This is a genomic window from Stenotrophomonas sp. GL_101 (genome assembly GCF_057835675.1).
In genome coordinates this window covers 129,302-148,114 of sequence record NZ_CM174432.1, presented here as the reverse complement: position 1 = coordinate 148,114, position 18,813 = coordinate 129,302, and the positions used below count along the sequence as shown (strand labels likewise).

At 67.5% G+C, this 18,813-nt stretch carries 17 protein-coding genes; 6 read left to right on the top strand and 11 right to left on the bottom strand.

Going from position 1 to position 18,813, the window contains the following annotated elements; genetic code table 11:
* The first annotated feature begins 9 nt into the window (after positions 1–9).
* Positions 10–846: an META domain-containing protein gene (locus AC3IR9_RS00620; protein ID WP_489293344.1), complete on the top strand. Its 837-nt coding sequence runs from the start codon at positions 10–12 to the stop codon at positions 844–846.
* Between the two features lie 343 nt (positions 847–1,189).
* Here AC3IR9_RS00620 and AC3IR9_RS00615 read toward each other — a convergent pair whose 3' ends face one another.
* The 9 genes from AC3IR9_RS00615 to AC3IR9_RS00575 form a co-directional block, all read right to left on the bottom strand.
* Positions 1,190–1,801 carry a YbhB/YbcL family Raf kinase inhibitor-like protein gene (locus AC3IR9_RS00615; protein ID WP_489293342.1) on the bottom strand — a complete coding sequence of 204 codons (612 nt, stop codon included), beginning with the start codon at positions 1,799–1,801 and terminating at the stop codon, positions 1,190–1,192.
* 10 nt (positions 1,802–1,811) lie between these two features.
* Positions 1,812–3,881 carry a tetratricopeptide repeat protein gene (locus AC3IR9_RS00610; protein ID WP_489293340.1) on the bottom strand — a complete coding sequence of 690 codons (2,070 nt, stop codon included), beginning with the start codon at positions 3,879–3,881 and terminating at the stop codon, positions 1,812–1,814.
* 70 nt (positions 3,882–3,951) lie between these two features.
* A complete protein-coding gene (locus tag AC3IR9_RS00605; protein ID WP_489295946.1) occupies positions 3,952–4,941 on the bottom strand; it encodes a YheT family hydrolase in 990 nt (329 codons plus the stop codon).
* Between the two features lie 56 nt (positions 4,942–4,997).
* Positions 4,998–5,789: a lysophospholipid acyltransferase family protein gene (locus AC3IR9_RS00600; RefSeq protein ID WP_489293338.1), complete on the bottom strand. Its 792-nt coding sequence runs from the start codon at positions 5,787–5,789 to the stop codon at positions 4,998–5,000.
* Positions 5,790–5,970: 181 nt separating this feature from the next.
* On the bottom strand, positions 5,971–6,408 hold the full coding sequence (locus tag AC3IR9_RS00595; protein WP_489293337.1) for a hotdog fold thioesterase: 438 nt from the start codon (positions 6,406–6,408) through the stop codon (positions 5,971–5,973).
* Between the two features lie 26 nt (positions 6,409–6,434).
* A complete protein-coding gene (locus AC3IR9_RS00590; protein ID WP_489293336.1) occupies positions 6,435–8,471 on the bottom strand; it encodes a phospholipase D family protein in 2,037 nt (678 codons plus the stop codon).
* Between the two features lie 8 nt (positions 8,472–8,479).
* Entirely contained in the window at positions 8,480–9,070 is a 591-nt protein-coding gene (locus AC3IR9_RS00585) for a YceI family protein (RefSeq protein ID WP_489293335.1), read from the bottom strand.
* Positions 9,071–9,073: 3 nt separating this feature from the next.
* Entirely contained in the window at positions 9,074–9,550 is a 477-nt protein-coding gene (locus tag AC3IR9_RS00580) for a SixA phosphatase family protein (protein WP_489293333.1), read from the bottom strand.
* A 17-nt stretch (positions 9,551–9,567) separates the two neighbouring features.
* Positions 9,568–10,200 (bottom strand): nucleotide-binding protein, encoded by a 633-nt coding sequence (locus AC3IR9_RS00575; protein ID WP_489293331.1) that lies wholly within the window; start codon positions 10,198–10,200, stop codon positions 9,568–9,570.
* Positions 10,201–10,330: 130 nt separating this feature from the next.
* Here AC3IR9_RS00575 and AC3IR9_RS00570 point away from each other — a divergent pair, with 130 nt between their 5' ends.
* Positions 10,331–11,815, top strand: a complete 1,485-nt coding sequence (locus AC3IR9_RS00570) for an AAA family ATPase (protein WP_489293329.1) — start codon at positions 10,331–10,333, stop codon at positions 11,813–11,815.
* Positions 11,816–11,836: 21 nt separating this feature from the next.
* Here AC3IR9_RS00570 and AC3IR9_RS00565 read toward each other — a convergent pair whose 3' ends face one another.
* Both AC3IR9_RS00565 and AC3IR9_RS00560 read right to left on the bottom strand, forming a co-directional pair.
* A complete protein-coding gene (locus AC3IR9_RS00565) occupies positions 11,837–12,487 on the bottom strand; it encodes a tetratricopeptide repeat protein (RefSeq protein WP_489293328.1) in 651 nt (216 codons plus the stop codon).
* 42 nt (positions 12,488–12,529) lie between these two features.
* Entirely contained in the window at positions 12,530–13,213 is a 684-nt protein-coding gene (locus AC3IR9_RS00560; RefSeq protein WP_489293326.1) for a DUF938 domain-containing protein, read from the bottom strand.
* A gap of 142 nt (positions 13,214–13,355) precedes the next feature.
* On the opposite strand from AC3IR9_RS00560, the gene AC3IR9_RS00555 reads away from it, so the two are divergent.
* From AC3IR9_RS00555 to AC3IR9_RS00540, 4 genes are all read left to right on the top strand, one after another.
* Positions 13,356–14,984 carry a TldD/PmbA family protein gene (locus AC3IR9_RS00555; protein WP_489293325.1) on the top strand — a complete coding sequence of 543 codons (1,629 nt, stop codon included), beginning with the start codon at positions 13,356–13,358 and terminating at the stop codon, positions 14,982–14,984.
* Between the two features lie 117 nt (positions 14,985–15,101).
* Positions 15,102–16,736 (top strand): TldD/PmbA family protein, encoded by a 1,635-nt coding sequence (locus AC3IR9_RS00550; protein ID WP_489293324.1) that lies wholly within the window; start codon positions 15,102–15,104, stop codon positions 16,734–16,736.
* A 21-nt stretch (positions 16,737–16,757) separates the two neighbouring features.
* Positions 16,758–18,092: a TldD/PmbA family protein gene (locus AC3IR9_RS00545; protein WP_489293323.1), complete on the top strand. Its 1,335-nt coding sequence runs from the start codon at positions 16,758–16,760 to the stop codon at positions 18,090–18,092.
* A 7-nt stretch (positions 18,093–18,099) separates the two neighbouring features.
* Positions 18,100–18,801, top strand: coding sequence for a DUF4159 domain-containing protein (locus AC3IR9_RS00540; protein ID WP_489293321.1), 702 nt, complete (start codon positions 18,100–18,102; stop codon positions 18,799–18,801).
* Positions 18,802–18,813 lie beyond the last annotated feature (12 nt).

The window sequence follows — 18,813 nt, the reverse complement described above, 5'->3', positions numbered from 1 at the left end:
GAGATGTCCATGAACCGCACCCGCACCCTGATGCTGATCCTGCCGCTGGCCCTGATGGCCGCCTGTAGCAGCCCGTCCAACGCACCGGCCGGTACCGGCCGCGATGACCTGGCCCCGGCACCGGCGGCCGCCGCTGACCAGAAGGCCGTCGCCCAGCTGGACGTGCAGCGCCTGCAGGGCAGCCACTGGCTGCTGGACGGCGCCACCGATGCCAGCGGCAAGCGCGTGGATGCGCTGTTCGCGCGCGCCGACCAGCGGGTCACGCTGGACTTCAACGATGGCCGCCTGTCGGTCAGCAACACCTGCAACCGCATGGGCGGTGGTTACACCCTGGCCGATGGCACGCTGACCGTATCGCCGATGGCCTCGACCACGATGGCCTGCACCGACAAGGCGCTTATGGCGCTTGACCAGGCGGTGGGTTCGCGCCTGGAAGGCGCACTCAAGGTGGAACTGGCCGACCAGGGCCAGCTGACCCTGCGCACCGCCGCGGGCGACGTGCTGGTGTTCAACCCCGAGCCGACTGCTGAAACCCGCTTTGGTGGCGAAGGCGAAACCGTGTTCCTGGAAGTGGCCGCGCAGACCAAGCCGTGCTCGCACCCGCTGATCCCGAACATGCAGTGCCTGCAGACCCGCGAAGTGAAGTTCGACGACAAGGGCCTCAAGCAGGGCACGCCGGGCGAGTGGGAAAACTTCTACGGCACCATCGAGGGCTACACCCATGAAGATGGCGTGCGCAACGTAGTGCGGCTGAAGCGATACAAGATCGCCAATCCCCCGGCCGACGCCTCATCGCTGGCCTACGTGCTGGACATGGTGGTCGAATCGGAAAACGTCGGTAAGTAACGACCGTGGGTCGTTACGCGGTGGTCGGCTGACATCCTCCGCGCTGTGCCGACCAACGGTCGGCACCTACCGGTGCGAGCCGCGTTACCTGGGTAGGTAACGACCGTTGGTCGTTACGCGGTAGCCGGCTGACATACCACGCGCTGTGCCGACCAACGGTCGGCACCTACCGGTGCGAGCCGCGTTACCTGGGTAGGTAACGACCGTTGGTCGTTACGCGATGGCCGGCTGACATTCATCGCGCTGTGCCGACCAACGGTCGGCACCTACCGGTGCGAGCCGCGTTACCTCGGTAGGTAACGACCGTTGGTCGTTACGCGGTAGCCGGCCGACATCCTCCGCGTTACGCCAGCGCCGGGTTCAGCGTGTAGGTGCCATGCAGGGTCGCCTCGGCCAATACGTGGCCCTGCATCGCGCGATGCACGTCGGCGGCGGTGAACGGCGTGGGCAGCGCCAACTGCGCCACCTCCAGCGCGAACACGCGGAAGAAGTAACGGTGCACCCGCTCGTCGTTGAAGGGCGGGTACGGGCCGTCGTAGCCCAGGTACTGCCCGGCCATGTCCGGGTTGCCGGCAAACCAGCCGGTGAAATCGTTCAGGCCCTGGCGCGACCCGGCCGGACCGGCCGGCGCGGTCTTGCCCTTGACGGTAAACCCTTCGCTGCAGCTGCCGGCGGCAACGTCACGGACGCTGGCCGGGATATCGGCCATTGCCCAATGCACGAAATCCGCGCGCGGCTGGTCACGCGGCACGCTGCAGTCGCTGCGGCCGACGGTGTCCGGCACGGTCGGCACGTCGGGGTCGATGCACAGCAGCGCGAACGAACGCGTGCCCTCGGGCACCTCGCTCCAGGCCAGCTGCGGGTTGCGGTTGCCGGCAAAGCCGTTGGCGTCGCCGGCGGCGAATTCGGCCGCGATCGGCTGGCTGTTGTGGAGGCTGGTACTGCTCAGGCGCATGCGGGATTCCTCATTCTTCCGGATAACCAAGACGGACCGCGACCGGCGTCAGCAGCGCGAACGCCGGGGCCAACAGCGCGCGGTAGGTGCGCCAGTGCCCGGCATCCATGCGCCACGGGCCCAACGTCGGGGCCGGCGGGAACCGCGTGCCGAACAGCCGTCCCAGCTGCTCGGCCATCATCGCCGCGTCGGTGCCGATATCGTCGATCTTCACCAATGCGTGCGGGTACAGGTCCTGCTCGTGCAGCGTGGCCACCTGGGCCAACGAACGCGCCAGCCACTCGGCGGCTTCGTCGATGGAGGTCACCGCAAACGGGGCCGGTGCGCCGTAGGCCAGCCAGTGCAGCAGCATGTCGCGCGGGTCGCGCAGCACCAGCAGCAGGCGACCTTCGGGCAGCTGCGGGCGCAGCGCCCACAGCAGCGCGTTGTCCCACCACAGCAGCCAGTCGATCACATTGGCATCGGCCAGGCCGCGCGCGGTGAGCTGCTCGCGCCACTGCGCCACCAGTTGCTCCGGGCTGAGCTTGCCGGTGGAGAGGTCCTGCAGGGTGTGGTAGCTCTGGAAGGCATCGTCGGGCGGGCTGGCGCCGAAGCGATCACCACGCAGTACCGGGCTGGCGGCAGCGATCGCGGCGATCACCCGCTCCACGCCCGAGCCCGGCGCGCCCCACACGAACATCGGGCGGGCGGCGGTGGACGCGCTGATCGTGCCTTTGTCCGGCCAGCTCAGCGGTGCCTTGGCCTGCGGTGGCAACGGCAGGCGCTGGGCCGCTTCGTCCACGTGCAGGTCGACCCAGGTGCGCAGCGCGTCGGCCTGCAGGCCGGCCTGGTCCTGGATCGACCCCAGCCAGGCACGCAGGCCCGGCTTGGCCGGGTCCGGTGCACCGTCATGGATGGCCTGCACATGCGCCACCGCAGCACCCGGGTCGCGCGCCAGCAGCGCATCGACGATCCGGGCTTCACCGCTGGCACGGCCCGGCTCGATCGCCACGATACGGCGGGCGACCGCTTCGGCAGCGTCGGCTTCTCCGGCCATGTCGTGCAGGCGCATGCGGGTTTCCAACGCCGGCAGATGGTCGGGCATGGCCTGCAGCCAGCGCTCACCCACCGCGCCGGCCTCGGCACTGCCGACGGTTTCGATCGACAACCGCGCCAACCACAGGTCATGCAGCTGCGGGTTGCTTTCCAAGCTTGCGTCCAGGGTCTCGCGGGCCTGCTGCTCGCGGCCCAGGCGCTGCCAGGCCATCAGCAGCAGCTGCAGGGTCTGGCGGTCGGCCGGCCACTGTTCCAGCACCGGCAGCAGGTGGTCGAGCGCCTGCATCGGCTGCCCGGACTGCAGCGCCAACTCACCGGCCAGGCGGCGCATCGCCGGGGTGTCGCCGTCGGGCTGGGCCAGCATCTGCCCCAACAAGGTGGCGGCGGTATCGGTATGGCCCTGGCGCAGGGCCAGCTGCACCAGCAGGCCCTGCAGCGAGGTCACTGCCGGATTGAGTTCGAGCACGCGGCGGAAGGCCTGCTCGGCAAAGGCCAGCATCTCCTTGCCCAGGTAGGCAAAGCCCAGCGCGTAGAGCACGCGCGGGTCGTCGGGCAGGGCGCGCGTGGCGGTGGACAGCAGCACGACCGCGCGGTCGCTGTCGCCCCGGCGCAGCGCGATCATGCCGTTCAGCGCGGCCAGTTCCGGGTGGTCTTCCTCCACCCGGCTGGCGATGCGGGTGATCCGCTCGGCTTCGTCGATATCGTTGCGGCTCAACGCCATGTGCGCCTGCATCAGGTAGGCGGTGAATTCGTTGGGGTTGAGCGTGGCGGTGCGGTCCAGCGCGCTGCCCGCCGCCTCGAACTGGCGCAGCGCCAGCAGCAGGCCGGCGTGCTGCAGGTGCAGGTCGGCATTGTCCGGGGCCAGCGCCAGGGCCTGCTGCAGGCTCTCCAGCGCGGCATCGAACTGGCCCTGCTGCTGCAGCGACAGCGCCAACCAGCGGTGCGCCTGCGGCTGCTCCGGCTCGGCGGTGGTCCACTGCCGCGCAAGCTGCACGGCCTCATCGGCCGCGTTGCGACGCAGGGCTTGGAGAATGTTGTCTTGCATGACGGTCCAGCTTGGGGTCAAACCCCGATTGTAGAACACGTCCGTCCGGCGCAGGTCGGCGCCGGACCGGTCAACCCGGGGCTTCCTGGCGCAGCCGCTGGGCCACCCAACGCTCGGAGAAGCCATCGCCGCGCCAGTTCTCCAGGAACCCGCAATGCCCGCCCCACGGCGCGATTTCCAGGTGCGCATGGGCCGGCAGCCGCCAGTTGCTGAAGGTGGCGAACGGGATCACCGGATCATCCTTGGCCATCAGGATGTCGGCCGGCACGGTGAGATCGGCCAGGCGATCGCCGGCGATCGAGTAGCCGTCGAAGTAGGCCTGCAGCGAGCCGAAATCGGTGTGGTGTTCGACCAGCCATGCGGTGAGTGCGCGGATGTCGAGCCGGAGCACGCGGTCGTCCCAGTCGCTCAGCTCGGGAAACAGGTCGCGCTTGCGGCGCAGCGAGACGGCCCATTTGCGCCGGAAGTACCAGTCGTACATCGCCGGGCCGTTCTCGATGCTCTCCATGGTGATCGCCGGGTCCAGCACCGGGCATACCGAGGCCACCCGGCACAGCGGCACGCCGGCGGCCGGCGCACGCAGTGCCAGGCGCAGTACGAAGTTGCCGCCCAGCGAGTAGCCGGCGGCCACCAGCGGCAGCTGCGGCCAGCGCCGGGCGATGTCGCCGGCGGCCTGCACCACTTCGTCGATGCGGTTGGAGTGGAAGATGCCGGGGTTGAGGTGGTGGGTGTTGCCATGGTCGCGGAAATTCAGCCGTACCACGTCAAAGCCTTCTTCCAGCATGCGCGCGGCGGTCATGCGCATGTAGCTGGACTCGGCACTGCCTTCCCAGCCGTGCAGCAGCAGGGCCATGCCGATGGGCGCGCGGCCTTCGATGTGGCTGTGCCAGCCCTGCAGGCGGACACCTTCGCCCCCATCGAGGATCAGTTCTTCGGTGACCGCACCGGTGGCGGCAAGCAGTACCAGGCCACGCTGCATGCGCATGCGGCTGGAACTGAGCATCGACTGCAGGTGCGGATTGCGCAGCCAGCGCGGCGGGCGGTAATCGGCAGCGGTCAACATGGGCGGCAGACTGCTCCCGGTTGCGACGCTGGCGCGTGAAGGGCCGCCATCCACTACGGGCTGGACATCGCCGCCAGGATGCTCGCCCGTGAGGTTTCGGCGATGCGGCGACGGCCTTCCAGGTCGTGGCTACCAATGGGCGCGAGGAAATGCACCTCGGCCCGGCGTGCCGGTTCTCCCAGCAGTCGCAGGAAATTGGCAAAGAAGCTTTCGCCCGGACCGAACGCAACGAGGGTCTGGGCATCGCCGCGATAGCCGTAGCGCAGTGCCACCGGCTGCACCGGGACCTGGGTTTCGACCGCGGCCTGGAAGATACGGGCATGGAACGGGCCGACCTCGTGGCCGCCACGGGTACGGCCCTCGGGGAACACCCCGACCGCCTTGCCCTCGCGCAGCCGCACCACCATTTCCTGCATCACGCCCCCCAGCGACTCGGTGCTGCCACGCTGGTGGAAGATGGTCTGCCCACGCGCGGCCAGCCAACCGACCACCGGCCAGCTGGCGATCTCGCGCTTGGCCACGAAACCCATCATGCGCTGGCTGTGCAGCACGTTGATATCGACCCAACTGACGTGATTGGCCACGAACAGCACCGCACCCGGCAGCGGCGTACCGATCCGGTGCAGGCGGAAACCGAAGATCCACATCAGCCCGGACGACCATGCGTTGACCGCGACGTGTTCAAACAGGCGATTGCCCACGCGCATGCCTGCCCATGGCGGCAACATCGCAATCAGCAGCATCGGCAGGAACAGCAGCAGGTGGACCAGCAGCAACGGTACGCGGTACAGGTAACGGCACGCACGCGCCACGCCGCCACGCGAGGCCGGGGTCGGGGAAGTCATCCGCGAACGATACCCGAGCGCCGCAGGGTCTGCCAGCTGAAACCGGACAATTCGATGACAGGCCCGGGCCAGCCGCCGCACCCGGTCAAGCCAGTGCCCGGCCCCGGCACAACGCCCACAGCAACAGTGCGCCGGCGCACGGAGGTGGCCGGTGCAACACAGCATCCACGCGGTGCAGCTATCAGCCCGGGCGCACGGCCGGCACCACCGCCAGGGTCAAGCGCGAGGTGCAGACCAGGCGGCCTTGCTCATCTTCGATGCGGATGTCCCAGACCTGCGTGCTGCGGCCCACGTGCACCGCCCGCGCGGTACCGGTGACCACGCCGCCGCGCTGGGCACGGATATGGTTGGCGTTGATCTCCAGGCCCACGCAGACCTGTTGCCGGGTATCCACGCACAGGTTGCCGGCGCTGCTGCCGAGGGTTTCGGCCAGCACCACCGAGGCGCCGCCGTGCAGGATGCCGTAGGGCTGGCGGGTACGTTCGTCCACCGGCATGGTCGCACTGACCCAGTCGTCGCCGGCGGCGGTGAACACGATGCCGAGGTGCTCGATCAGGGTGTTGCGGCTCATGCTGTTGAGTGCCTCGATCGACACCGCCTCGCGGAATACCTGGGACATGCAGCAGCTCCGTGCAACGAAGGGAATTACAGGATGGGTACCAGGCCGGCGCCAAAGGCGGTCAGCATGCGTACCAGCAACCACTTCGGCCCGACATTGACTTCGGGGAAGTCGCCGACGGCGACATAGCACTTGCTGAAGTCGGCGTGCTGGCGACGCAGCGGCGCGGGGCAGTCCGGGCCGGGCTGGAACTCGTAATCGGTGGCGTAGCGCCATGGCCAGAAGTCCAGCACCGGCAGCGCTTCGGAGGCTTTACCGACGCTGTAGTTCAAACCGGACAGCACCGGCGGCTTGGTCCGCGGCGCCACCACCCAGGAATTCTGCGGATGGATGTCGCGCAGGATGCTCTGCGCCAGCGCCTCGGCGAACACCGGGTCGTCGATGATCACCGCACCTTCGGTGTTGTAGTTTTCGCTGCGCGGGTCGAAGTTGTGCGTGCCGATCACACCGATCCGGCGGTCGACCACCATCGACTTGGCATGCAGGCCCATGCGGGCGCCGGTGCGGGTGACCGGCAGCGGCTTGTTGACGGCCTTGGTCCCCAGGAACGAGGGACGGGTTTCGGCGCGCAGCACGCGGCGTTCGACCACGCTGCCGTCGGTACGCCGGCGCGCGGCGGGGCCGGGGGTGGGCTGGCGCGGCGTGCCCTGCGCTGGATCGGCAGCGGCACTGCGGCGGTCGCTGCTGCCGCTGCCGCTGCCGCGTGCATTGCTGCCCGCCGCGCTGCCGCCGAGCAGGCTGCTGCGTTTGCCGTCCGACGGCGGTGCATCGCCCAGCGGTGCCGGCAGCAGGTTGCGGTAGTCGACCGGGGCATCCAGCGGGAACGGCTTGAATTCGTAGATGTTGAAGCCCAGCTCGCGCATGTTGCGACGCTTGTACTTGTAGGACAGCGCATACACGATCGGGTTGTCGGTGGAGGCCAGGCTGTTGGTGGACACCACGATGCGCGGCGGCGCCTCGCGCTTGCGCAGGTCACGGAACAACTTGCGCGCCGGTTTGGACAACACCAGGTACGGCGTCTGCAGCAGCACTTCGCGCTGCGCACCCAAAATCAACGCGTCCAGCTGCGGTTCGGTGACGTGCTGGCCGTTGGCCGGCTGGCTGGCACGCTCGCGGCGATGCTTGCGCGGCAGGTCGGCGACGTAGCGCACCGACGCGACCGGCAACGCGGTGTCGACCAGCGCGTGGGTGATGTAGGCCGGATCATTGGCCTCCGCGCTGACCCGCTCGACCCGCTCGGGGTGCCGGTAGGCGACCGGCGGCATGGCCGGGGCGCCCTGCTTGAGGAGGGTGCGGCCGACGTCGTTGAGGCGCTCGGCGGCGACGCTGCGCGGCGCGTTCCAGAACGCATCGAAGTTGGCCGCCATCTCGCGCACTTCCGGCCCGGCCAGCAGCACGTCACGGTCGCGGAAGTTGTACTCGCTGTCCCAGTCGTAATAATCGTCCTGGTAGTTGCGCCCGCCGACCACGCCGAGCGCATCGTCGATCACCAGCAGCTTGTTGTGCATGCGCTGGTTGAAACGGCGGAAACAGCACAGCACGCTGCCGACGTAATCGAAGTAGTTCAGCCGGGCCTTGCCGAAGGTCGGGTTGTACACCCGCAGCTCGAAATTCTGGTGGCTGCTGGCCAGGGCGCCGAGGATTTCCAGGTCGGAGATCGCCGAGAGCTGATCGATCAGCACCCGCACCTTGACCCCGCGCCCTGCCGCGACCAGCAGTTCCTCCAGGATCAAGCGGGCACTGTCGTCCTTGTCGAAGATGTAGGTCTGCAGGTCGATGCTGCGGGTGGCGCTGCGGATCAGGTTGAGGCGCGCCACCAGCGACACTTCACCCTCGTCGATGATCGTGGCGTAGTGGCGCGGGGCGGCGTCGGTGGATTCGGTGAAGGCCTTGCCGCCCAGCGCGCGCAAGGGGGAATCCAGCGCGCAACGGTCAGGCAGGGTGCAGTCGACCACGGTCGAGCGCGCCTGCGCGGCAATGCCGGCAGCGCGATCGCGCTCTGCGTTGGACAGCGACGTACAACCACTGACCAGCAACAGGATTGCCAGCACCCACAAACGCATCACTGGATTCACGGTTTCGGCGCCTCACTCAGACGCGCACGCAAGACGAAGGTCACTCGATCACTCAAGGCTAGCTGCCAGCTGTCCATTCCATAGCGGCCACGCTGCACGTTGCCGCGGCTGACCACGTCGCAATCATACCCGGCCCGGGCGCACTCCGCCGGCGCCACCTGCAGCGTTTCGGGATGGCTGACCCCGCGCAGGATCAAGCGCCCCTGTACCCCGCCGCCCTTGTCGACCACGTCGGGCCAGTACGGGATGGAGTCGAACTCGACCACCGGATAGCGCGCCGAGTCGAAGAACTCCTCGCCACGCATCCAGCCGGTGTAGCGGTGCTTGCCGGGGATTTCCACGTAGCGGGTGAACATCCGCAGGTGCACCTGGTGGCGCCCATCGGACAGCACTTCGATGCGCCCCTCGAACCGCGGGAACACCCCTTCGATACGCTGGCCCAGGCGGGTGCGGATCTCGAAGCCGAAGCGCGAACGCGCGGTATCGAACTCCAGCACCTGGTGCGGTGCTGGAGCAGGCGGCTCAGCGCAGGCTGCCCCGGCTACCAATGCCAGCAGGCAGCCCAACAGCGCGCGCACTACCGGCATGGGCTACGGCCACCAGAAGGCGGTCAAGCTGGCAGCGCCGGGCTCGATGCTGGCATCACGATCAAGGGCAAGCACGGCGATACCGCCCGGCGGCATGCCGCGATAGTCGCTGCTGGTGCCTTCGCTGATCAGCGCCACCAGTTGTTCCAGGCCCGGGTTGTGGCCCACCACCAGCAGCCGGTCCACGTCACGGCGGGCGTCGATCAAGCCCATCAGGGTGCCCGGGGTAGCATCGTAGGCGGTATCTTCGAGCCGTTTTTCGACGAAGCCGGTGATTTCCAGCACCGTTTCCAGGGTTTCGCGGGTGCGCCGCGCCGGCGAGCACAGCACGCAATCGGGCAGCAGGTTGTTTTCCTTCAACCAGCGGCCGGCCGCTTCCGCTTCGGCCAGGCCGATCGGGGACAGCGGACGGTCGAGGTCGGCCTGGCCGGTACTGGCGGCTTCGGCGTGGGCATGACGCAGCAGGATCAGTTCTCGCATAAAGGCTCTCTTCCGGATCAGGCTTTCTTCAGCCACTTCAACAGTGGCTCCCAGTCACTCTGGTGCTCGCGCACCTGCGCGGAGCGGTAATCGAACAGGCTGCGTCCCAGCCCGACCATCACCACATAACTCTGGCTGTCGCGCAGTTGCGCGACAACGTCATACGGCCAATCGGCCAGCATCTGGATGGCCTGCTGGGAGGTCTGTGTCCACGGCTTGGTACGGTTGAGCACCAGCCCTACCGGCAGCGCCCGCTTGTGCACGCGCGGCACCTTGGACAGGCTGTTGAGGAAGCCGACAATGGCTTCGATATCCAGCGCGGAGGGCAGCACGGGGACCACCACGGCGTCGGCAACATCGAGAAAATGGCCCAGATCGTCGGCCAATGCACCGGCAGGCGCGTCGATGATGACTTCGTCGGTGCCCTCGGGGATCAGCTTCTCCCATGCCTTCTTCCGGTACACATCCACCGGCAGTACGGCACTTTCCAGGATCGCGCGGCGTTGTGCCCAGCGGGTGCTGGAGCCTTGCGGGTCGGCGTCGGCGAGCACGGTCCGTCTGCCGTCCAGTGCGGCGTGCGCCGCCAGATGGGTGGCGACGGTGGTTTTGCCCACCCCACCCTTGGAACCGGCTACCAGGATCGTCTTCATGCCAGCCTCGCTTCCGGGGAACGTCACCGCAGCGTACACCGCCATCGGTGACGGAGATAGTCGCCCCGCTGAACTCCTGCGGCGGCCGCCGCTTTGCTATCGTGCGCGATCCAATGGACTGCAAGCCGGCATGAGCGAGTTACAGGACCTCAGTGCGCTTATCCGCGCCAATACCCCGCTGATCATCATCGAGACCCAGGATGAAGGCCGCGTCGTCGAGTTGTTCCGGCAGACCCTGATGCATGTATGGCGGGCGCTGCACCGGTGGTCGATCACCGAGGGCCTGCGCCGCATCGACATGGACCGCGAGGACGACCCGATCGGGCCGCCCGATGCCAGCTCGGCGCTGCAGATGATCCGCCAGGCCGAGCAGCGCGGGATCTACCTGCTGCTCGATTTCCACCCCTACCTGGGCTATGCCAGCCACCAGCGCGCGCTGCGCGACCTGATCCAGCGCCGGCACTGCGAGGCCCACGTCCTGGTGCTGATCGGGGCCAAGGTGGAGCTGCCGGCCGAGCTGGAGGCATTGGCCACCCGCTTCAACCCGCGCCTGCCCGACCTCAACGCGCTGCTGAAGATGCTGCGCGAGGAAGCCGAGGCCTACGCCCGCGAGAATGGCGGGCGACGGGTGGAAGTGGACAACGAGGCGGTCAAGAAGATCCTGCACAACCTGCGTGGATTGAGCATGGTGGACGCCCGCCGCATCGGCCGGCAGCTGATCTTCGCCGACGGCGCGCTCAGCCAGGACGACCTGCCGCAGCTGGCCCGGCTCAAGTTTGAACTGCTCAACCGCGCCGGCCACCTGCATTACGAGTACGACACCACCCGCTTTGCCGACGTGGCCGGGGCCAACCGGCTCAAACGCTGGGTCAACCAGCGCCGCCCGGTGTTCCTGGGCGGCCAGGGCCCAGCCGGGCTGGACCCGCCCAAGGGCATGCTGCTGCTGGGTGTGCAGGGCTGCGGCAAGTCGATGCTGGCCAAGGCCACCGCCGCCGGCTTCGGGGTACCGCTGCTGCGGCTGGACTTCGGCAGCCTGTATGACAAGTTCCACGGCGAGACCGAGAAGAACCTGCGCGAAGCGCTGGCCTCGGCCGAGCAGCTGGCGCCGTGCGTGCTGTGGATCGACGAGATCGAGAAGGGGCTGGCCAGCGGCGGCGAGGATGGCGGGGTATCGCGGCGCGTGCTGGGCTACCTGCTGACCTGGCTGGCCGAGCGCAAGGGTGCGGTGTTCATCGTGGCCACCGCCAACCAGGTGCACGAGCTGCCGGCCGAGCTGCTGCGCAAGGGGCGCTTCGACGAGATCTTCTTCGTCGACCTGCCCGACGCCAACACCCGCGTGGAACTGCTGCGCCTGCACCTGGGCCGGCGCCAGCTCAATGCCGACGATTTCGCCCTGCCGGCGCTGGCCGCCACCAGCGACGGGTTCTCCGGGGCCGAAATCGAGCAGGCGGTGGTGGCCGGCCTGTACGCCGCGCACGCCGAAGAGCGCGTGCTGGATACCGACCTGCTGATGGCCGAGATCCGTACCAGCCGCCCGCTGTCGGTACTGATGGCCGAACAGGTCAACGCGCTGCGCGAGTGGGCCACCGGCCGCACGGTCAACGCCGACGGCTGACCGGGCCAGCCCGCTGCTGGCTCAGGGCCAGGCCGGTGGCTTCGCCGCCCAGGCCTGCTGTACGTCGGCCAGGGTGGCGCGCTCGTTTTCGCGCCAGTTCGGCAACAGTTCGGCGTAGCGGCCGGTGCCGCTCCATTGCTGCGGCTCGGTGCGCACGGCGGCGGCGTACCACTGCACCGCTTCGTCCTTGCGGCCCTGCGTCCACAGCGCCAGCGCGAAGGTCGGTGGCACCCATGACGGGTTGCCCCGCATTCCATTCTGGGCGTTGCTCCACTGGTCCAGCGCGGCATCCACCTCGCCCAGCCGGAACAGGTCCCAGCCGTAGTTCCAGCGCACGGTGCGCCCGGCGCTGGAGGTGGCCGGGCTGCTGCTGGTGGCCTCCTCATAGAGGCTGCGACCCAGTTCCGGACGGCCCTGCGCGATCGCCACGCCCGCCAGCTGCACGGTCGCGTCGAGCATCCTGCGGCCGCGCTCGCGCTGCTTCATCAGCTGATCCACCAGGTCACTGCCGTTGCCGGGCACCACCACCACCGGAGCGGCGGCACCGTCCTGGTCGAAGTAGAACTCCTGCACGGCAGGCAGCGGTTGCGCCGCCACCCCGAATACCGCCAGACCCGCCATCATCCCCGCCGCCAGCGCTACGCCGGCCAACGTCTGTCTTGCCACTGCCATGCAAACTCCCCCGGGTTGTCACAACAACCTCCCCTCACGATCCTAACCGCAGGGTGCGCCCGGCGCGAGTGCCCGCGGCCATGGCCGCGCCACCAAGGCCTGCGGCCGCCCCCGTCGCCACACCCGCAGCCGGTTGTTGGCCGGCATCGCCACATCCTCCACCAGGTACAGCGCCTGCGCGGCGGCCAGCGCATCGACCGCCTCCGCGTCGCGGATACCCGAGTGCCGGTCGCGCGCCTTCAGCCAGGCATCGAACTGGCGGTTGCTGTCACTGCTGAAATCGCCCCGGTAGTTGAACGGGCCGTAGATGCACAGCAGCGCATCCTCGGCCAGCACCGCCGGCAGGCCGGCGAACAATGCCTGCACGTGCGCCCAGCTCATGATGTGCAGCGTGTTGGCGCTGAACACCGCATCGAAGTCCATGCGGGCATCCGGTAGCGGGGCCAGGCCGAGATGGGGCACCAGCACCGCCTGCAGCGGCCACGGCGCCGGTGCATTGGGCAGCGCCGCCTGCAACAGGCGCTCACCCAGGCCGGGCAGCTGGTCGGGATGGTCGCTGGCCTGCCACTGCAGGTGTGGCAACTGTGCGGCGAAGTACGCCGCGTGCTGGCCGGTACCGCTGCCGATCTCCAGCACCCGGCGGCGGTCATGCAGGTGGCGGCGCAACACCGCCAGGATCGGCTCACGATTGCGTTCGCAGGCTTCGGACCACTGCGGCTGGCTCATGTCACGCCCAAGATGAATTCGACAATGCACATCCAACCATGACCGCAGTCACTTGTGCCACTGGCGTGCGCCACCGAAAGTCAGCGACTTGTCCATCGCCGTTGGCCACGCGCCGACGACCGTATCCGGGGAATCGCAAGCTGTGCAACGCCGTGAGTTTCTGACGCTGTCTGGAATGGGCCTGGCTGGCCTGATGCTGCCGCACTCCCGCCTGATCGCCGCCGAGCAGTTGCTCGAACCGGCCGATGGGGCCCGCCGCAAGGCGTTGGCCGACGCCGCGCTCGGAACCGCCAAGCGGCTGGGCGCCAGCTACTGCGACGTGCGCATCGGGCGCTACCTCAACCAGGCGGTGATCACCCGCGAGGCGCAGGTGCAGAACGTCACCAACAGCGAATCGTCGGGCATCGGCATCCGGGTGATCGTCAACGGCGCCTGGGGCTTTGCCGCCACCCACCAGCAGACCCTGGCGGCGGTGAAGGCCACCGTCGAGCAGGCCGCGTCGATCGCCCGCGCCAATGCCGGCATCCAGACCCGCCCGGTGCAGCTGGCCCCGGTCACCGGAGCAGGCGAGGTCAGCTGGAAGACCCCGATCCGCACCAACGCGATGGCCGTCCCGCTGCAGGACAAGGTCGACCTGCTGCTCAGCCTCAACGCGGCGGCACTCAACGCCGGCGCCAACTTCATCAACTCCACGCTGTTCCTGGTCAATGAACAGAAGTACTTCGCCTCCAGCGACGGCTCGTTCATCGACCAGGACGTGCACCGCATCTGGTTGCCGTTCACCGCTACCGCCATCGACAAGGCCAGCGGCAAGTTCCGCACCCGCGCCGGCCTGTCTTCGCCGATGGGCATGGGCTACGAGTTCCTGGACGGCGATGCCCGCGGCAAGATCGCCCTGCCGGGGGGCATCACCGCCTACCGCGATTCCTACGACCCGGTCGAGGACGCCATCGCCGCCGCGCGCCATGCCCGCGAGAAGCTCAAGGCGCCGTCGGTGAAGCCGGGCAAGTACGACCTGGTGCTGGACCCGTCCAACCTGTTCCTGACCATCCACGAAAACGTCGGCCACCCGCTGGAGCTGGACCGCGTGCTGGGCTATGAAGCCAACTACGCCGGCACCAGCTTTGCCACGCTGGACAAGCGCGACGCCGGCTACCGCTGGGGCAGCGAGCGGGTCAACTTCTTCGCCGACAAGACCGCGCCGGGCAGCCTGGGCGCGGTGGGCTACGACGATGAAGGGGTGAAGACCAAGCGCTGGGACCTGGTTCGCGACGGCATCCTGGTCAACTACCAGGCCACCCGCGACGAGGTGCACCTGCTGGGCGAAACCGAATCGCACGGCTGCAGCTACGCCGACTCCTGGTCCAGCGTGCAGTTCCAGCGCATGGCCAATGTGTCGCTGGCGCCGGGCAAGACCCCGCTGAGCGTGGCCGACATGATCAAGGACGTCGAGAACGGCATCTACATCCACGGCCGCGGTTCGTACTCCATCGACCAGCAGCGCTTCAACGCGCAGTTCGGCGGCCAGCTGTACTACCAGATCAAGAACGGTGCGATCACCGGCATGGTCGAAGATGCGGCCTACCAGATCCGTACCCCCGAGTTCTGGAACGCCTGCAGCGCGATCTGCGACGAACGCGATTTCCGCTTCGGCGGCTCGTTCTTCGATGGCAAGGGCCAGCCGGGCCAGGTCTCGGCGGTCTCGCATGGTTCGTCGACCACGCGCTTTGATGGCATCAACATCATCAACACCGCGCGCAGCCTGGGATGAGCATGTCGCACGCGCCCCGCACCCTGCTGAACAACCCTTTTTACGGCGACCGGGCGCATCCGGCTGCCACGCTGTCGCCGTTCCCCTGCCACCCCCACACCGACGTGGAGAGCTGCCTTGCAAAGACGTGACTTCCTGGCCCTGACCGGGCTTACCGCTGGCGGCCTGATCGTGCCGGCGTTCTTCGGCAAGGTGATTGCCGCCGAGCAGTTGCACAGCACCCTGGACCTGGGGCTGAAGAAGCGCCTGGCCGATGCCGCGCTGGCGGCCGCCCGCCAGGCCGGCGCCACCTACTGCGACGTGCGCATCGGGCGTTACCTGCGCCAGTTCGTGATCACCCGCGAAGACAAGGTGCAGAACGTGGTCAACACCGAATCGACCGGTGTGGGCATCCGCGTGATCGTCAACGGCGCCTGGGGCTTTGCCGCCACCAACCAGCTGGGCACCGCCGATGTGGCGCGCGCCGCGCAGCAGGCCGCCGCGATTGCCAGGGCCAACTCGGGCGTGCAGACCGCGCCGGTGCAGTTGGCCGCCGCGCCGGGCGTGGGCGAAGTGAGCTGGAAAACCCCGATCCGCAAGAACGCGATGGACGTGCCGATCAAGGAGAAGGTCGAGCTGCTGCTGGACGTCAACGCCGCCGCGCTCGCCGCCGGGGCCAGCTTCGTCAACTCGATGCTGTTCCTGGTCAACGAACAGAAGTACTTCGCCAGTACCGATGGCTCCTACATCGACCAGGATGTGCACCGCATCTGGGCGCCGATGACGATCACCGCCATCGACAAGGCCAGCGGCAAGTTCCGCACCCGCGAAGGCCTGTCCTCGCCGATGGGCATGGGCTACGAGTACCTCGATGGTGCCGCCGCCGGCAAGGTGCTCACCCCCAACGGCGTGGTCAACTACAGTTCTTCCTACGACATGAAGGAAGACGCCATCGCCGCCGCCAGACAGGCGCAGGAGAAGTTGAAGGCTCCGTCGGTGAAGCCGGGCAAGTACGACCTGGTGCTGGATCCCTCGCATACCTGGCTGACCATCCACGAATCGGTCGGCCACCCGCTGGAACTGGACCGCGTGCTGGGCTATGAAGCCAACTATGCCGGTACCAGCTTTGCCACTCTGGACAAGCGCGAGCAGCACTTCCAGTACGGCAGCGACAAGGTCAACATCTTCGCCGACAAGACCCAGCCGGGCAGCCTCGGCGCGGTGGCCTACGACGACGAAGGCGTCAAGACCAAGCGCTGGGACCTGATCAGCGACGGCAAGCTGGTGGACTACCAGACCATCCGCGACCAGGCCCACATCCTGGGCAAGACCGAATCGGACGGCTGCTGCTATGCCGACTCATGGTCCAGCGTGCAGTTCCAGCGCATGGCCAACGTGTCCATGGCACCGGGCAGGACCCCGCTGAGCGTGGCCGACCTGGTCAAGGACGTCGAAAACGGCATCTACATCATCGGCGACGGCTCGTTCTCCATCGACCAGCAGCGCTACAACGCGCAGTTCGGCGGCCAGCTGTTCTACGAAATCAAGAACGGCAAGATCACCCGCATGCTCGAAGACGTGGCCTACCAGATCCGCACGCCGGAATTCTGGAACGCCTGCAGTGCCGTGGCCGATGAACGCGATTACCGCCTGGGCGGATCGTTCTTCGACGGCAAGGGCCAGCCGGGCCAGGTCTCGGCGGTCTCGCACGGGTCGTCCACTGCGCGCTTCAACGGCATCAACGTCATCAACACCGCACGCAGCCTCGGCTGATCGGTCAGGAGCCTTTACACCATGAGTATCTTCACCGAAGCACAAGCCAAGGCCATCCTCGACAAGGTCATCGCGCTGTCCAAGGCCGATGAATGCACCGCCGTGCTGGCCGGCTCGATCGACGGCAACATCCGCTTTGCGCTCAACAACGTCTCCACCAGCGGCATCGTCGACAACACCGAACTGGCGGTCACCGTCGCCTTCGGCAAGCGCGTCGGCACCGCCTCGATCAACGAGTTCGACGACGCCGCGCTGGAACGCGTGGTCCGCCGCGCCGAAGACCTGGCCCGGCTGGCCCCGGAAAACCCGGAGTTCATGCCGGCCATCGGCAAGCAGGCCTACACCCCCAGCCCGACCTTCAGCGCCTCTACCGCCGCCATCGACCCGGCGTTTCGCGCCAAGGTCGCCGCCGATTCGATCGCCCCGTGCCGGGGCAAGGGCCTGATCGCCGCCGGCTTCCTGGAAGACGGCCAGGGCTTTACCGCCACCGCCAACAGCAACGGCAACTTCGGCTACCAGCGCAGCACCAACTTCGATTACACCTGCACCGTGCGTACCGAAGACGGCCGCGGCTCGGGCTGGGTCGGGCGCAACCTCAAGGATGCTGCCAACTTCAAGGCCGACCAGGACATCCAGATCGCGATGCGCAAGGCCACGGAATCCCAGGAAGCCAAGGCGCTGGAACCGGGCAAGTACACGGTGATCCTGGAACCGGCCGCCGCGGCCGGCCTGATCAGCTTCATGATGAATTTCTTCAGCGCGCGTTCGGCCGATGAAGGACGCAGCTTCCTGTCCAGGAAGGGCGGTGGCAACAAGCTGGGCGAGCAGGTCTACGACCCGCGCGTGAACATGCATGCCGACCCGTGGCACCCCGAAGCGCCGGTACTGCCGTGGGACAACGAAGGCATGCCGCGCGGCAAGCTGCCGATCATCGAAAACGGCAAGATCGCCAACCTGGAATACTCGCGGTTCTGGGCGCAGAAGCAGGGCAAGACCGCCAATGCGACGCCGGGCAACCTGCTGATGAGCGGTGGCGACAAGAGCACCGCCGAGCTGGTCCGCGGCACCCAGAAGGGCATCCTGGTCACCCGTACCTGGTACATCCGCATGGTTGATCCGCAGACCGTGCTGCTCACCGGGCTGACCCGCGATGGCACCTTCTACATCGAGAACGGCCAGATCAAGTACCCGGTGAAGAACTTCCGCTTCAACGAATCGCCGGTGATCATGCTCAACAACATCGAGGAACTGGGCAAGCCGGTGCGCGTGGCCGGTGACGAGTCCAGCTTCGTGATGATGATCCCGCCGATGAAGCTGCGCGACTTCACCTTCACCTCGCTGTCCGACGCGGTCTGATGCACGGATGAACCGCGCGCAGTTCCTGCGCCTGCTGTTGGGCAGTGCCGCGTCTGCGGCGCTGCCCTCGCTGGCTCGCGCCCAGGCCGGGCGCTACGACTTCTGGTTCACCCGCCTGAAGTACGACTCCGGCGACTGGGACGTGGACGCGCGCATGCCGTCCAATGTCATCACCTCGCTGATCGATTACACCTCCCTGCGCGTGGACCCGACCGAGCATGTCATCGCCCTGTCCGACCCGCGCATGCTGGAAGCGCCGTTCTGCTACCTGGCCGGGCACAAGCTGGTGGAGTTCAACGCCGCCGAGCGGCAGAACTTCGTCCGCTACGTGCGCAACGGCGGTTTTGTGTTCGTCGATGACTGCAACCACGACATCGACGGGCTGTTCGCCAAATCGTTCGAGGCGCAGATGGCCAAGCTGTTCGGGCCCACCGCGATGAAGAAGCTGCCCAACAACCATGCCTTGTACCGCAGTTTCTTCCGCTTCCCCGATGGCCCGCCGGCCACCGGCTTCGAACTCAATGGCTGGGGCGACGACCTGGTCCACGATTACCTCAAGGGCATCGAAGTGGACGGTCGCCTCGGGGTGCTCTACAGCAACAAGGACTACGGCTGCGAGTGGGATTACGACTGGCGCAACAAACGGTTCCTGGCCGAAGACAACACCCGGTTTGCCGTCAACATCGTCATGTATGCATTGAACAGTTGATGACCTTTCTTT

Excerpts from the sequence above, each read along its gene's own strand:
- AC3IR9_RS00575 (WP_489293331.1), bottom strand. The coding sequence starts at position 10,200 with ATGAAGACGATCCTGGTAGCCGGTTCCAAGGGTGGGGTGGGCAAAACC.
- AC3IR9_RS00540 (WP_489293321.1), top strand. The coding sequence starts at position 18,100 with ATGAACCGCGCGCAGTTCCTGCGCCTGCTGTTGGGCAGTGCCGCGTCT.
- AC3IR9_RS00615 (WP_489293342.1), bottom strand. The coding sequence starts at position 1,801 with ATGCGCCTGAGCAGTACCAGCCTCCACAACAGCCAGCCGATCGCGGCC.
- AC3IR9_RS00560 (WP_489293326.1), bottom strand. The coding sequence starts at position 13,213 with ATGAGCCAGCCGCAGTGGTCCGAAGCCTGCGAACGCAATCGTGAGCCG.
- AC3IR9_RS00595 (WP_489293337.1), bottom strand. The coding sequence starts at position 6,408 with ATGTCCCAGGTATTCCGCGAGGCGGTGTCGATCGAGGCACTCAACAGC.
- AC3IR9_RS00610 (WP_489293340.1), bottom strand. The coding sequence starts at position 3,881 with ATGCAAGACAACATTCTCCAAGCCCTGCGTCGCAACGCGGCCGATGAG.
- AC3IR9_RS00620 (WP_489293344.1), top strand. The coding sequence starts at position 10 with ATGAACCGCACCCGCACCCTGATGCTGATCCTGCCGCTGGCCCTGATG.
- AC3IR9_RS00585 (WP_489293335.1), bottom strand. The coding sequence starts at position 9,070 with ATGCCGGTAGTGCGCGCGCTGTTGGGCTGCCTGCTGGCATTGGTAGCC.
- AC3IR9_RS00565 (WP_489293328.1), bottom strand. The coding sequence starts at position 12,487 with ATGGCAGTGGCAAGACAGACGTTGGCCGGCGTAGCGCTGGCGGCGGGG.
- AC3IR9_RS00590 (WP_489293336.1), bottom strand. The coding sequence starts at position 8,471 with ATGCGTTTGTGGGTGCTGGCAATCCTGTTGCTGGTCAGTGGTTGTACG.
- AC3IR9_RS00545 (WP_489293323.1), top strand. The coding sequence starts at position 16,758 with ATGAGTATCTTCACCGAAGCACAAGCCAAGGCCATCCTCGACAAGGTC.
- AC3IR9_RS00570 (WP_489293329.1), top strand. The coding sequence starts at position 10,331 with ATGAGCGAGTTACAGGACCTCAGTGCGCTTATCCGCGCCAATACCCCG.
- AC3IR9_RS00580 (WP_489293333.1), bottom strand. The coding sequence starts at position 9,550 with ATGCGAGAACTGATCCTGCTGCGTCATGCCCACGCCGAAGCCGCCAGT.
- AC3IR9_RS00600 (WP_489293338.1), bottom strand. The coding sequence starts at position 5,789 with ATGACTTCCCCGACCCCGGCCTCGCGTGGCGGCGTGGCGCGTGCGTGC.